Here is a 13,498-nt window from a genome sequence, read left to right as displayed (position 1 = left end):
GGAATCAATCTTTTTCCACTCGACCGCATAGTCATTCAACTACTGGCGGGCCAGTTCCTCTTTCAGGGCCTGGAGGAAGGCGTCGACGTCGTCCTCCGTGGTGTCGAAGGAGCACATCCAGCGCACGTCGCCGGCCGTCTCGTCCCAGAAGTAGAAGCGGAAGCGCTTCTGGAGCCGTCGGCTGACCTCGTGCGGGAGGCACGCGAAGACCGCGTTGGCCTGCACCGGGTAGAGGATCTCCACCCCGTCCAGGGCGCGGACGCCGTCCGCGAGGCGCCGGGCCATCGCGTTGGCGTGCCGGGCGTTGCGCAGCCACAGGTCCTTGGCGAGCAGCGCCTCCAGCTGGACCGACAGGAAGCGCATCTTCGACGCGAGCTGCATGGACAGCTTGCGCAGGTGCTTCATGTGGCTGACCGCGTCCGGGTTCAGGACCACCACGGCCTCGCCGAACAGCATGCCGTTCTTGGTGCCGCCGTACGAGATGACGTCCACGCCCGCCGCGTTGGTGAAGGCGCGCATCGGCACGTCGAGGGAGGCGGCGGCGTTGGCTATCCGGGCGCCGTCGAGGTGCACCTTCATGCCCTTGCCGTGCGCGTGCTCCACGATCGCGCGGATCTCGTCCACGGTGTAGACGGTGCCCAGCTCGGTGTTCTGGGTGATCGAGACGACCTGGGGCATCGCCCGGTGCTCGTCCTCCCAGCCCCACGCCTGCCGGTCGATCAGCTCGGGGGTGAGCTTGCCGTCCGGGGTGGGCACGGTGAGCAGCTTGAGGCCGCCCATCCGCTCCGGCGCGCCGCCCTCGTCCACGTTGATGTGCGCGGACTCGGCGCAGATCACGGCGCCCCAGCGGTCGGTGAGCGCCTGGAGCGCGGTCACGTTGGCCCCGGTGCCGTTGAAGACGGGGAACGCCTCCGCCAGCGGGCCGAAGTGGCTGTGCATGATCCGCTGGAGGTGGTCGGTGTACGCGTCCTCGCCGTAGGCGACCTGGTGGCCCTCGTTGGCGAGGGCGATCGCGGCGAGGACCTCCGGGTGGACGCCGGCGTAGTTGTCGCTGGCGAAGCCGCGGACCGCGGGGTCGTGGTGGCGGCGGGCGTCGGTCCGGTGTCCGAGGGCCGCGGTCACGGCGCGGGGGTCAGCCACAGGCGCTGTCCGTTCACTTCCCGGGCGGGCCGGTCCCACAGGCCGGCGATCTCGTCGGCCAGGTCCTTGACGTCGGTGAAGCCCGCGAACTTCGCGGTGGGGCGCTCGGCGCGCATGGCGTCGTGCACCAGTGCCTTGATCACCAGGATCGCGGCGGCGGCCTGCGGGCCGTCCTCGCCGCCCAGCTTGCGGAAGGAGTCGGCCATGGCGAGGGTCCACGCCTCGGCGGCGGCCTTGCCGGCGTTGTACGCGGCGTTGCCGGCCTGCGGCTTGTGCGCGCCGACCTGGCTGATCAGCGCGTAGCGGCCGCGGCCGCCGGAGCGCAGCAGCGCGTCGTGGAAGGCGAGCGAGGTGTGCTGGACCGTGCGGATCAGGAGCTTCTCCAGGAAGTCCCAGTCCTTGAGGTCGGTCTCGGTGAAGGAGGGGCTGCCGCGCCAGCCGCCCACGAGGTGGACGAGGCCGTCGACGCGCCCGAACTCCTTCTCCGTCTTGTCGGCCCAGGCGCGCGTGGCGCCCAGGTCGAGGAGGTCCACGGTGTCGCCGAGGACCGTGGCGCCGCCGTGGGCGTAGCGGGCGGCGTCGACCGCCTCCGCGAGGCGGGCCGGGTCGGCGTCGGCGGCGACCACGGTCGCGCCCGCCTCGGCGAGCCGGAGCAGGACCGCCCGGCCGGACGGGCCGGCCGCGCCGGCCACCGCGATGACGGCCCCGTCGAGGGATCCGCCGTGTGCTTCGGCATGCATGGACGCCGCCTCCTCCGTGTCCTCGCGGGGCCCGCTCACGCGGCGACCCGCCCGGTGCCCGCCATGTCGGCGGCCGTGATGCCCTTGGTGCTCGCGATGGTTCCCTTGAGCTTCTTGGCGAGGGCCTCGAAGAACATGCTGAGCGGAAACTCGTCGGGAAGCACGTCGTCGACGAGCTTGCGCGGCGGGAGGCTGAGGTCCAGGGCGTCGGGGCCCTTGGCCCACTTGGAGCCCGGGTGCGGGGCGAGGTAGCCGGCGACGAACTCGTACGCCTTGAACCAGTGGACCAGCTTCGGGCGGTCGATGCCGTCGCGGTAGAGGGTCTCGATGTCGGAGCAGAGGCGGTTGGTGACCTCGGGGGCGCGCTCCCAGTCGATGGTGAGGACGTTGTCCGTCCAGCGCACCACGTCGTTCTTGTGGAGGTACGCGAAGAGGAGCTGGCCGCCCAGGCCGTCGTAGTTGCGGACGCGGTCGCCGGTGAGCGGGAAGCGGAACATCCGGTCGAAGAGGACGGCGTACTGCACGTCGCGGCCGTGCTCGTTGCCCTCGGCCTCCAGCTTCACGGCCTCCTTGAAGGCGGTGAGGTCGCAGCGGAGCTCCTCCAGGCCGTACATCCAGAACGGCTGGCGCTGCTTGATCATGAAGGGGTCGAAGGGCAGGTCGCCGCGGCTGTGGGCGCGGTCGTGCACCAGGTCCCAGAGGACGAAGGCCTGCTCGCAGCGGGTCTGGTCGCCGAGCATGGCGGCGATGTCCGCGGGCAGCTCCAGGCCGAGGGTGTCGACGGCGGCCTCGGTGACCCTGCGGAAGCGGGCGGCCTCGCGGTCGCAGAAGATGCCGCCCCAGGTGAAGCGCTCGGGGACCTCGCGGACGGCGACGGTCTCCGGGAAGAGGACGGCCGAGTTGGTGTCGTACCCGGCGGTGAAGTCCTCGAAGGTGATGCCGCAGAAGCCCGGGTTGTCGTAGCGGGTGCCCTCCAGCTCGGAGAGCCACTCGGGCCAGACCATGCGCAGCACGACGGCCTCGAAGTTGCGGTCCGGGTTGCCGTTCTGCGTGTACATCGGGAACAGCACGAGGTGCTGGAGGCCGTCCGCGCGGCCGGTGGCCGGGTGGAAGACCATCAGCGAGTCGAGGAAGTCGGGGACGCCGAAGCCGCCCTCGGACCACGCGCGCAGGTCGGCGACGAGCGCGCGGTGGTACGCGGCGTCGTGCGGGACCAGCGGGGAGAGCTGCTCGACGGCGGCGACCACGCGGTCCACGGTCAGCTCGACGAGGGAGCGGGCGGGGGCGCCGTCGGCGCCGAGGTCGACGGAGCCGTCGGCGCTCTGCCAGGCGCGGAGCTCCTCCACGGCGTTCTTGAGCTCCGGCCAGGCGGGGTGGTCGATCACGCGGGCGTCGGCGGCTATCCCCTCGCCGGGCACGTCCTGCACAAGAATTTCCGACATTCCTCTTCCTCCACAGGAGAACCTTGCGTAAAGGAACCGTATCCGCGCAGGACGGATACCCGCAAGAGGATCAAGGGAAATTCTCCCGCAGGACACCCTGTCTACAGTAATTCTTCCTGTCGGGACGGGGGTGAGGGCGGCCTTCCGCCGGAAAGACCGGGGCGGTGGCCGGGTGGAAGCCGGAGCGGGGATCAGACCAGGGGCTTCACCAGGAGCTCGAAGCGGAGGTCGTCGCGCCGGGGCAGCCCGAAGCGCTCGTCGCCGTACGGGAAGGGGCTCGTCTCGCCGGTGCGCCGGTAGCCGCGCCGCTCGTACCAGGCGATCAGCTCCTCGCGAACGGTGATCACCGTCATGTGCATCTCGCGGACGTCCCACAGCTCGCGCACCCGCCGCTCGGCCTCGGCGATGATCAGCTTGCCGAGCCCGGCGCCCTGGAGTTCGGGACGGACCGCGAACATCCCGAAGTAGGCGGCCCCGCCCCGGTGCTCCAGCTGGCAGCAGGCGACCACGGCGCCGTCCCGCTCCACCAGCAGCAGCACGCTGCCCGGGGCGGTGATCACGGCGGCCACGCCCTCGGGGTCGGTGCGGCGGCCGTCCAGGATGTCCGCCTCGGTGGTCCAGCCGGCCCGGCTGGCGTCGCCCCGGTAGGCCGACTCGACGAGCGCCACCACGACGGGCACGTCGTCGAGGACCGCCGCCCGGTAGGCGACGGCCCCGGTCCCCGGGCTCGCGGCGGTCTCGGGAACGGGCGTGGCGGTGTCCATCGTGCGGGGCTCCCCTCGGGCGCGGGCGATCGGCGTGCGCGATCGCCCCGAGCCTAACGCGCGCCGCCGCACTCCCCCTCGTACGCCTGTGCGCTCCCGTACGCCCGCGTGCGCACGGCCGGCGGCGGGCAGCCCTCCCTGCGGGGACCGAGTCGAGGGGGAGGTGTGCCGTGCACGGACCGGCCCTGTCCGGATGGCTGCTCGTCGCGCTCTGCGCGGCGGTCGGCGCCTACTGCCTGCTGCGGATGCGGGCCTGCGCGGGCGAGGAGCGGCGGGCGGCGCGCGCGGAGGCCGTGATGGGCTTCGGGATGGCCGCGATGGCGCTGCCCGCGGCGGTCCTCGCCCCGCCGTCCTGGAGCTGGGCGGGGTACGCGGCGCTGTTCGGCGCGGTCGCGGCGGCGGACCTGGCCGCGGCCCGGCGCGACCCGCACCGGCTGCACCACGCCGTCGGCTCGCTCGCGATGGTCTACATGGCGCTGGCCATGGCCCCGGCGGCCGGGGCGCGGGGGGAGCACGCGGCGCACGCCGCCATGGCGGGCGCGGCCGGCGGGATCCCCGTGCTCACCGGCGGACTGCTGCTCTACCACGCGGTGTACGTGCTCCGCACCGGCGCCCGGCTCGTCCCGGTCGCCGGAGCGTCGCGCGCCGCCGTCGCGGTGGCGGGAGGCTCCGGCGCGGCGGTGGCGGCGGGGGGCGGGGGAAGACCCGGGTGGGCGACCCGGCCGGAACTGACCCTGGTCTGCCGGCTCTCGATGGGACTGGCGATGCTGGCGATGCTGAGCACTCTCTGAGTCCCTTTCACCGCACGGCCGTTCGGTACTTCCCGCGGTGAAACGTGGCGTGCGTCACTTGCCGGGTGAGGGCATACCCCCAGGGAGCACCCCGCTCATACGCTGACGGCATGTCGGTCTCCCTCGCACTGCTCCTGCTCGGCGTCCTGACCTCCCTCACCGCCCCCCGGCTGCTCGCCCGGGCCGACTGGGTGGAGCGAGAACCGGTCGTCGCGCTCTGGGTGTGGCAGTGCGTGGTGGCGGCCGTGCTGGTCAGCTTCGCGCTCTCGATGACCTTCAGCGCCGCCGCCGCGTGGCAGGCCGTCCGGGGCCAGGTCTTCGCCCCCGCGCCGCGCGCCGTGGTCGACGCGTACGCCCTCTCCACCGACGGCGGCCCCTGGTCGGCGGTGCTCGCGGTGGTCCTCGCCGCCGGTGGGCTCTGGTCCGGCGCGATGCTCGGCCGGGAGATCGGCCTGGCCCGGGCCCGCCGCCGGCAGCGCCGCGCGGACCTGCTGGTCCGGGCGCCGCGGCTGCCCGGCGAGGAGGCGGCCGGGGGGCGGCTCGTCGTCCTGGAGGGCGAGCGGCCCGACGCCTGGCTGCTGCCCGGCGCCACGCCCCGGCTGGTCGTCACCACGGCCGCCCTGCGGCGCCTCAAGGGCCGCCAGCTGGACGCCCTGCTCGCCCACGAGCAGGGCCACGCGCGGGCCCGGCACGACTGGCTGCGGCACTGCTCCGGCGCGCTGGCCGCCGGTTTCCCCGGCATCCCGGTCTTCGCCGCCTTCCGTGAGGAGATGCACCGGCTGGTGGAGCTGGCCGCCGACGACGTCGCCTCGCGCCGCTTCGGGCGGCTCACCATCGCGCTCGCCCTGGTGGAACTGAACGAGGAGCGCGGGGTGTTCGGCCCGGCGGGCGGCGGTCCGGCCGCCGGGCTCTCCCGGCGGGTGGACCGGCTGCTGACCGCCGCGCCCCGGCTGGCCCCCTCGCACCGGCTGCGGCTGACCGCGACGGCGGCCCTGGTCCCCGCCGTCCCGGTGGTCGTCGCCCTCTTCCCCGGCCTGACCGCGCTCGGCTAGCGCGGTGGCGCTCCGGAGTGCGGACCCGGCCGCCCCGGCCCGTGCCGGTGTTGCGCGCGGAGGTCCGGCGCGGTCCGTCCGGCAGGATCGTGGAATGCGTACTTCCGCCGTGGTGTCCGGGGGCCTGGCCCTGCTGCTGCTCGTCCTGGTGGAGGCCGGCTGGCCGCCGCTGCTCGACGCCGACCGCGCGATCGACGGGGCCCTGCACCGGCACGCCCTGGCCCACCCGGGCCTCACCCACCTCAACCGGGTGCTGACCGACTGGGTGTGGGACCCGTGGACGCTGCGCCTGCTGGCCCTCGTCGTCGCCGTGCTGCTCGTCCGCGCGGGGTGGCGGCGGCTCGCGCTCTGGCTGGGCGCGGCCTGCCTGCTGGCGGCCGGGGTGCAGCAGGGGCTGAAGGCCCTGGTGGACCGGCCCCGGCCGGTCTGGCGGGACCCGGTGGACTCGGCGTCGTACGCCGCCTTCCCGTCCGGGCACGCGATGACGGCGATGGTCGTCCTGGGGCTGCTGCTGTGGGTCTTCTCGCTCGTCGGGCGCGAGCCGTGGCGGGGCTGGGGCACGGCGGCCGGGGTGGCGGTGGTCTCGGTGCTCGGGGTCGGCTGGACCCGGCTCTACCTGGGCGTGCACTGGCCGTCGGACGTGCTGGCGGGGTGGCTGCTGGGCTGGTGCTGCGTGGTCGCCGCGATCGAGACGTACCGCTGGAGCCTGGTCCGCCGGCCGCTGCCGCCGCGTGCGCCGCTGCCCGGCCCCGGCAGGAGCCCGGCGGGGAAACCGGGCGGGGAATGACGACGCCGCCCTGCCTGGACGATCCCCCGTGTCGCCCAGGCACGACGGCCTCCTCGCCGTCGCACCTCGGGGGTGGTCCGGCGAGCCACGCTGAGTATATTGGCCGAGAGCCAGTCAACGCAGGAGCCCAGCATGACGCCGCGTAGCCCATCGGTCAACGAAGAGCTTCGCCGGCGTTCGCGCGAGCGGATCCTGGAGGCCACCGCGGAGCTCGTCGCGCGGGACGGCTACGAGGCCACCACCCTCGGCGACATCGCCGAGCGGGCCGGGGTGGCGCGCGGTCTGGTCTCGTACTACTTCCCCGGCAAGCGGCAGCTGCTCCAGGCGGCCGTGCACCGGATGATGCACCTGCGGCTGGCCGGGGCGCTGGAGCGCGAGCCGCGCACGGAGGACGGCGCGGAGCGGCTGGCGCGGGCGATCGACGCGATCCTGGGACTGGCGGTGGAGCGGCCGACGCTCATGCGCACCCACATGGCGGTGATCCTCCAGGACGACGGCTTCGTGCAGTGCGAGGAGCAGCGGCGGCTGGCGGAGCTGCTGCGGGACACCGTGGAGCGGTTCGGCTCTCCGGACGTGGGCCGGGACTATCCGCTGCTGCGGGCGCTGCTGATGGGCGCGGTGGTGGCGGTGCTGCTGCCGGGGGCGCCGATGCCGATGGCACGGCTGCGCGCGGAGCTGTTCCACCGGTACGGGCTGGCGTGGGAGAGCGGCGTGCCGCCGGACGGGGGTCCGCCCGACGGCATGCCGTGACGTTTCCTCAGATCATCGGCGCCGGTCGAAGTAGTCCGGCTGCGTCTGGACGTTCAGCTCGTCCATCCTGATCCGCTTGGCGGGGTCGGTGCGCTTGTCGGAGATCTTCAGGACGTCGAGGCCCTTGGCGATGTCGTTCGAGTAGATGTGGCCGTTGTAGTAGTAGGCGGACCAGGAGCCGCCGACCGAGAGGGTGGTGGCGGAGAGCGGGCCGCGCTCGAAGTAGCCGATCTCCTTCGGGCGGGAGGAGTCGGTGAAGTCCCAGACGGAGACGCCGCCCTGGTACCACGCCTGGACCATGAGGTCCTTGCCCTTGACCGGGATCAGCGAGCCGTTGTGGGCGACGCAGTTCTCGGTGTCGGCCTGGTGGCGCGGGATCTTGAAGTAGCTGCGGAAGACCAGCTTGCGCTTGTCGCCCTTGCCTCTGATGTCGTAGATGCCGTTGGCGCCCCGGTTCGGCCCGACGGTCGCGTTGCAGGTGGCGCCGCCACCGCCGCCGAGCTCGTCGGTGAAGACGACCTTCCTGGCCTTCTGGTTGAAGGTCGCGGAGTGCCAGAAGGCGAAGTTGACGTTGTCCTGGACCCGGTCGATCACCCGGGGGCGCTCGGGGTCGGAGACGTCGAAGAGGATGCCGTCGCCCATGCAGGCGCCGGCGGCGAGGTCCTGCTCGGGCAGGACGGTGATGTCGTGGCAGCCGGTGGTCTTGGAGACGCCCGGGTTGGTGGGCGCGCCGGGGTTGCCGCCGCCGTCGGGGCCCTCACCGGGGAAGAGGACGGGGAAGCCGACGACCTTCGCCCGCTGCGGCTCGGCGCGCGGCACCTTGATGACCGAGATGCCGTCGTGCGGCGGCAGGCAGTCGGGGAAGGCGGCGCTGGGCGAGTACGAGGAGACGTACACGTACACGTCGTCGCGCTTCGGCAGGAGCGTGTGGGTGTGGGAGCCGCAGGCGGTCTCGACGGAGGCGACGTACTTCGGGTTCGCGATGTCGCTGATGTCGAAGATCTTCATGCCCTCCCAGGACTCCTTGACCGAGGCGGGCTGCGTCGTGCTGGCGCACGAGTCGTCGCTGCGGGAGGAGTCGGTGGAGAGGAAGAGGAGGTTCCCGGAGACGGAGATGTCGTTCTGGGAGCCGGGGCAGAGCACCTGGACGACGCTCCTGGGGGCCTTCGGGTCGCTGATGTCGAAGATCCGGAAGCCGTCGTAGTTGCCGGCGAAGGCGTACCGGCCCTGGAAGGCGAGGTCCGTGTTGAGGCTCTTGAGGGCGTCGCTCGGGACGTTGGCGAGGTGCTCGATGTTGGAACTGCGGACGATCTCGTCGACGCCGGGTATCTCGCCGGCACGCATCTCGGAGCGGGTCTCGGCGGCTTGGGCGGCCGAGACGGGGGCCGGGGCCCGTTCGTCTCCGGGGTCGGGGGTGGCGACGGCCGTTCCGGTGGCGAGCAGGGCGGCCAGCAGGCCGGCCGCGGCGGTGGCCGCTCCCAGGCGTCTGATCCGGGACCGCGGGCTGAGCGGGGTATGCAACGAAGTCACTCCGTCCTCGGTGGTTTCCGTTCAATGCTGAACGGTGTGGGACCCCGGCAGTATGTTCCTTGGCATGCACATCCCAACAGATGGCAACACAGATGTCATGAACGAATCCGCTCGACTCCCCCGCAAGAAGTGCTAGGAACGGCCCCTGTGACCGCACATCCCCCTGGAGGTACCGTTGTTGACCACCCCTCGGCGCCCCGTCGCCGTCGCCGCCCTCGCCGCGCTGGCCGTCCTCGCCCTGGGCGCCTGCGAGTCGGAGGGCGGACGGGCCGCACCGGCCCCCTCGGCCTCCGGAGCGGCGTCGGTGGTGGTGCCGGGGAAGCCCGGCGAGCCGGCCCGGCGGGTCTCGCCGGAGGAGGCGAAGAGCCTGCTGCCCGACGAGCGGCCGAACGGCGCGGACTTCCGCTACGTGCAGATGATGATCGTCCACCACCGGCAGGCCCTGACGATGAGCGCGCTCGCCCCCGAGCGGGCCGCGTCGCCGAAGGTCAGGAAGGTGGCGGAGCGGATCGCGGCGGCGCAGCAGCCGGAGATCGGCGCCATGGAGGGCTGGCTCACGGCCAACGGCGGGCCGCGCGAGCAGGGCGGGCACGGGGAGCACGCAATGGCGGGCATGGCGACCGGGGAGCAGCTCGCGCGGCTGCGCGCGGCGAAGGGGGCGGCCTTCGACACGCTGTTCCTGGAGCTGATGGTGGCGCACCATCAGGGCGCGGTGACGATGGCGGCCGAGGTGCTGGGCGAGGGCAACAACGTCCAGGTGGAGGAGATGGCCACCGACGTGATCGCCCAGCAGACGGCCGAGATCAACCGGATGCGGTCGCTGTGAGCCCGGCGGCCGGGTCCCGCGCCGGGTCGCCGTGGCGGGCGGCCTGGGCCTCGGCCGCCGTCAGGACGGTGTCGAGGAGGCCGGGGAAGAGGGCGTCGAGGTCGGCCCGGCGGAGCGCGTTCAGCTTGGCGGTGCCGCGGTAGTCCTGCCGGATCACGCCGGCCTCGCGGAGCACCCGGAAGTGGTGGGTGGAGGTCGACTTGGTGACCGGGAGGACGAAGTGCGAGCAGCTCAGCCCGGTCTCGGCGGCGGCCATCTCGCGCACGATCCGGAGCCGTACGGCGTCCGAGAGCGCGTGCAGCACCGGCTCCAGGCGGATCTCCTCGCGCGCGGGGTGGGCGAGGCGGCGGGGGCGGGCGGGGGTCGTCATGGCGGCGGCTCCACTTCCTCGGGAGGGTCGGTCCCGGACGGGAGCCATTGTACGAGGATCCTCGTAGTTTGACAGATGCCGTACTACGATGGGTATCGTACGAGCATCCCGCCGGGCCCTGCCCTCCCGGCACCCGCCACCGCACCGAAACGGAGTCCGCGATGAGCGCCGCCCTGTTCGAGCCCTACACCCTCCGCTCGCTGACCGTCCCGAACCGCGTCTGGATGGCGCCGATGTGCCAGTACTCGGCGGAGGTCTTCGGGCCGAACGCCGGTGTCGCCGGCGACTGGCACCTCGCCCACTACGGCTCCCGCGCCACCGGCGGCGCCGGGCTCATCCTGGTCGAGGCCACCGCCGTCGCCCCCGAGGGCCGGATCAGCCCCGCCGACCTGGGCCTGTGGAACGACACCCAGACCGAGGGCCTGCGCCGGATCGCCTCCTTCGTCAAGGCGCAGGGCGCCGTCCCCGGCATCCAGATCGCCCATGCCGGGCGCAAAGCGGCCACCCAGCGCCCCTGGCTCGGCCGGGGGCCCGCCCCCGCCGAGGAGCGGTGGCAGCCGGTCGCCCCCAGCGCCGTCCCCTTCGACGAGCACCACCCGGTCCCCACCGAGCTGACCGAGGACGGCATCCGGGAGGTCGTCGGGCAGTTCGCCGACGCGGCCCGCCGCGCCCTGGCCGCCGGCTTCGAGGTCGTCGAGGTGCACGGCGCCCACGGCTACCTGATCGGCGAGTTCCTCTCCCCGCACAGCAACCGCCGCACCGACGCCTACGGCGGCTCCTTCGAGAACCGCACCCGGCTCGCGCTGGAGGTCGTCGACGCGGTCCGCGCCGTCTGGCCCGAGGAACTGCCCGTCTTCTTCCGTATCTCCGCCACCGACTGGCTGGAGGAGGCGGGCTGGACCGCCGACGAGACCGTCCGCTTCGCCGCGCTGCTGCGCGAGCACGGCGTGGACCTCCTCGACGTCTCCACCGGCGGCAACGGCGGCCCCGCCCGCATCCCCGTCGGCCCCGGCTACCAGGTGCCCTTCGCCGCCCGGGTCAAGGCCGAGACCGGCCTCCCGGTCGCCGCCGTCGGCCTCATCACCGAGAGCGCGCAGGCCGAGAAGATCCTCGCCAACGGCGAGGCCGACGCGGTCCTGCTCGGCCGCGAACTGCTCCGCGACGCCTCCTGGCCGCGCCGCGCCGCGCGCGAACTGGGCGCCGCCGTCTCCGCGCCGCCGCAGTACGCCTGGGCGATCTGACGGCGCCCCCGCGCCGGTACGGCCCCCGGGGACACTCCGCGACGGACCGGTCGCGGAGTGTCCCCGGGGGCCGTTGTCAGTGGCCGGGTGCAGACTGGCCCGTATCCGCGACAACGGCGTCCTGGAGGTGGGCACGATGCCCGACGTACTTCTCACCGTGGGCACCCGCAAGGGGCTCTTCATCGGCCGCGGGCGCGGCGGCCACTGGGAGTTCGACGCTCCGCACTTCCCCGCGCAGGCCGTCTACTCGGTGGCGATCGACACCCGGGGAGACGCGCCCCGGCTACTGGTCGGCGGCGACAGCTCCCACTGGGGCCCGTCCGTCTTCCACTCCGACGACCTGGGCCGGAGCTGGACCGAACCGCCCCGGCCCGCCGTCCGCTTCCCGGAGGACACCGGCGCCTCCCTGGAGCGGGTCTGGCAGCTGCACCCCGCCCCGGACCACTCCCCCGGCGTCGTCTACGCGGGCACCGAACCGGCCGCCCTGTTCCGCTCCGAGGACCGCGGGGAGAGCTTCTCGCTCGTCCGCCCGCTCTGGGAGCACCCCACCCGCTCCCGGTGGGTGCCGGGCGGGGGCGGCGAGGCCGTGCACACGGTCGTCACCGACCGCCGCGACGCCGACGCGGTCACCGTCGCCGTCTCCACCGCGGGCGTCTTCCGCAGCCGGGACGGCGGCGCCTCCTGGGACCCGTCCAACCACGGGGTCTCCGCCGTCTTCCTGCCCGACCCCGATCCCGAGTTCGGCCAGTGCGTGCACAAGATCGCGCAGGACGCGGGCGACCTGGACCGGCTGTACCTCCAGAACCACTGGGGCGTCTTCCGCAGCGACGACGCCGGGGCCGCCTGGACCGACATCGGGGCCGGACTCCCCTCCGACTTCGGCTTCGCCGTCGCCGCGCACCCGCACCGGCCCGACACCGCCTACGTCTTCCCCATCGCCGCCGACTCCGACCGCGTCCCGGCCGGCCGGCGCTGCCGCGTCTACCGCACCACCGACGCCGGGGCGAGCTGGGAGCCGCTCACCGAGGGCCTTCCCGAGGGCGACCACTACGGGACGGTGCTGCGCGACGCGCTGTGCACGGACGACGCCGACCCGGCGGGCGTCTACTTCGGCAACCGCAACGGCGAGGTGTACGCGAGCGCCGACGACGGCGACTCCTGGCGGCTGCTCGCCGAGCACCTGCCGGACGTGCTGTGCGTGCGGGCGGCGGTGGTCTGACGCCCCGTCGGCGGCGCGGGGGCTCCGGTCCTTCCGGCTCCCCCGCGCCGCCGCTTCGTCAGGGGAGGCGCCAGTCCACCGGCTCGGCGCCCTGGGCGGCCAGCATCTCGTTGGCCCGGCTGAAGGGGCGGGAGCCGAAGAAGCCCCGGTCGGCGGACATCGGCGAGGGGTGCGCGGACTCCACGGCCGGCAGGTTCCCGAGCAGCGGGCGGGCCCTGCGGGCGTCGGCGCCCCACAGGATCGACACCAGGGGCCTGCCCCGGGCGGCCAGCGCGCGGATCGCCTGCTCGGTCACCTCCTCCCAGCCCTTGCCCCGGTGCGCGCCCGCCTTGCGCGGGGCCGTGGTCAGCGCCCGGTTCAGAAGGAGGACGCCCTGCCGGGTCCACGGCGTCAGGTCGCCGTTCGACGGCCGGGGCAGGCCGAGGTCGGTGTGCATCTCCCGGAAGATGTTCTCCAGGCTCGGGGGCAGCGAACGCACCTCGGGCGCCACCGAGAAGCTGAGCCCCATCGGCATCCCCGGGGTGTGGTACGGGTCCTGACCCACGATCAGCACCCGTACGTCGTCGAAGGGCTGCTGGAAGGCGCGCAGCACGTTCGGCCCCGACGGGAGGTAGGTCCGGCCGGCGGCGATCTCCGCCCGGAGGAAGTCGCCCATCTGTGCCACCCGGCCCGCGACGGGCTCCAGGGCCTTGGCCCAGCCGGGCTCCACCAGTTCGCTCAACGGTCTCGCAGTCACGATCCGTCACTCTACCGGCCCACACCGACAACGCCCCTGCGCGCGGGGGTCCCCCGTCCCGGGCAGGACCTAGACTGCGGCCTCCACAGCCCCCTTCGGTGAGGACGGTC

The 13,498-nt window shown here is 73.6% G+C and carries 14 protein-coding genes; 7 read left to right on the top strand and 7 right to left on the bottom strand.

From position 1 onward, the window contains the following. Positions 1–39 precede the first annotated feature (39 nt). From IE219_RS15865 to IE219_RS15850, 4 genes are all read right to left on the bottom strand, one after another. Positions 40–1,122, bottom strand: a complete 1,083-nt coding sequence (locus IE219_RS15865) for a threonine aldolase family protein (protein ID WP_189978018.1) — start codon at positions 1,120–1,122, stop codon at positions 40–42. Continuing rightward, the gene (locus tag IE219_RS15860; protein ID WP_189977690.1) at positions 1,119–1,880 is read right to left on the bottom strand and encodes an SDR family NAD(P)-dependent oxidoreductase; all 762 of its coding nucleotides are present in this window, start codon (positions 1,878–1,880) and stop codon (positions 1,119–1,121) included. The genes IE219_RS15865 and IE219_RS15860 overlap by 4 nt, the downstream gene beginning before the upstream one ends. Positions 1,881–1,915: 35 nt before the next feature. Next, complete coding sequence (locus IE219_RS15855; protein ID WP_189977688.1) at positions 1,916–3,322, bottom strand: DUF6421 family protein; 1,407 nt, start codon at positions 3,320–3,322, stop codon at positions 1,916–1,918. Positions 3,323–3,513: 191 nt separating this feature from the next. Beyond that, on the bottom strand, positions 3,514–4,086 hold the full coding sequence (locus IE219_RS15850) for a GNAT family N-acetyltransferase (RefSeq protein ID WP_189977686.1): 573 nt from the start codon (positions 4,084–4,086) through the stop codon (positions 3,514–3,516). Positions 4,087–4,256: 170 nt separating this feature from the next. Here IE219_RS15850 and IE219_RS15845 point away from each other — a divergent pair, with 170 nt between their 5' ends. The 4 genes from IE219_RS15845 (at position 4,257) to IE219_RS15830 (ending at position 7,466) form a co-directional block, all read left to right on the top strand. Continuing rightward, positions 4,257–4,877 carry a DUF5134 domain-containing protein gene (locus IE219_RS15845; protein WP_189977685.1) on the top strand — a complete coding sequence of 207 codons (621 nt, stop codon included), beginning with the start codon at positions 4,257–4,259 and terminating at the stop codon, positions 4,875–4,877. Between the two features lie 110 nt (positions 4,878–4,987). Continuing rightward, positions 4,988–5,929: a M56 family metallopeptidase gene (locus IE219_RS15840; RefSeq protein WP_189977683.1), complete on the top strand. Its 942-nt coding sequence runs from the start codon at positions 4,988–4,990 to the stop codon at positions 5,927–5,929. A gap of 94 nt (positions 5,930–6,023) precedes the next feature. Beyond that, on the top strand, positions 6,024–6,716 hold the full coding sequence (locus IE219_RS15835) for a phosphatase PAP2 family protein (RefSeq protein ID WP_189977680.1): 693 nt from the start codon (positions 6,024–6,026) through the stop codon (positions 6,714–6,716). A gap of 132 nt (positions 6,717–6,848) precedes the next feature. Continuing rightward, the gene (locus IE219_RS15830) at positions 6,849–7,466 is read left to right on the top strand and encodes a TetR/AcrR family transcriptional regulator (RefSeq protein ID WP_189977678.1); all 618 of its coding nucleotides are present in this window, start codon (positions 6,849–6,851) and stop codon (positions 7,464–7,466) included. A gap of 12 nt (positions 7,467–7,478) precedes the next feature. Here the strand turns inward: IE219_RS15830 and IE219_RS15825 are convergent, their stop codons facing one another. Beyond that, complete coding sequence (locus IE219_RS15825) at positions 7,479–8,996, bottom strand: LVIVD repeat-containing protein (RefSeq protein WP_189977676.1); 1,518 nt, start codon at positions 8,994–8,996, stop codon at positions 7,479–7,481. A 175-nt stretch (positions 8,997–9,171) separates the two neighbouring features. On the opposite strand from IE219_RS15825, the gene IE219_RS15820 reads away from it, so the two are divergent. Then, positions 9,172–9,822: a DUF305 domain-containing protein gene (locus IE219_RS15820; protein WP_189977674.1), complete on the top strand. Its 651-nt coding sequence runs from the start codon at positions 9,172–9,174 to the stop codon at positions 9,820–9,822. On the opposite strand, the gene IE219_RS15815 is transcribed toward IE219_RS15820, so the two are convergent. Next, on the bottom strand, positions 9,800–10,192 hold the full coding sequence (locus IE219_RS15815; protein WP_189977672.1) for an ArsR/SmtB family transcription factor: 393 nt from the start codon (positions 10,190–10,192) through the stop codon (positions 9,800–9,802). The genes IE219_RS15820 and IE219_RS15815 overlap by 23 nt on opposite strands. Before the next feature lie 161 nt (positions 10,193–10,353). Here IE219_RS15815 and IE219_RS15810 point away from each other — a divergent pair, with 161 nt between their 5' ends. Beyond that, positions 10,354–11,433 (top strand): NADH:flavin oxidoreductase/NADH oxidase, encoded by a 1,080-nt coding sequence (locus tag IE219_RS15810; protein WP_189977670.1) that lies wholly within the window; start codon positions 10,354–10,356, stop codon positions 11,431–11,433. Between the two features lie 136 nt (positions 11,434–11,569). After that, on the top strand, positions 11,570–12,652 hold the full coding sequence (locus IE219_RS15805; protein ID WP_189977668.1) for a WD40/YVTN/BNR-like repeat-containing protein: 1,083 nt from the start codon (positions 11,570–11,572) through the stop codon (positions 12,650–12,652). 58 nt (positions 12,653–12,710) lie between these two features. Here the strand turns inward: IE219_RS15805 and IE219_RS15800 are convergent, their stop codons facing one another. Further along, positions 12,711–13,388: a uracil-DNA glycosylase gene (locus IE219_RS15800; RefSeq protein WP_189977666.1), complete on the bottom strand. Its 678-nt coding sequence runs from the start codon at positions 13,386–13,388 to the stop codon at positions 12,711–12,713. Positions 13,389–13,498 lie beyond the last annotated feature (110 nt).

The sequence above is a fragment of the Streptomyces termitum genome, assembly GCF_014650175.1.
Classification (GTDB): domain Bacteria; phylum Actinomycetota; class Actinomycetes; order Streptomycetales; family Streptomycetaceae; genus Streptomyces; species Streptomyces termitum.
Note: the sequence above shows the minus strand (reverse complement) of the source record. Positions and strands in the feature narration are given on the sequence as shown.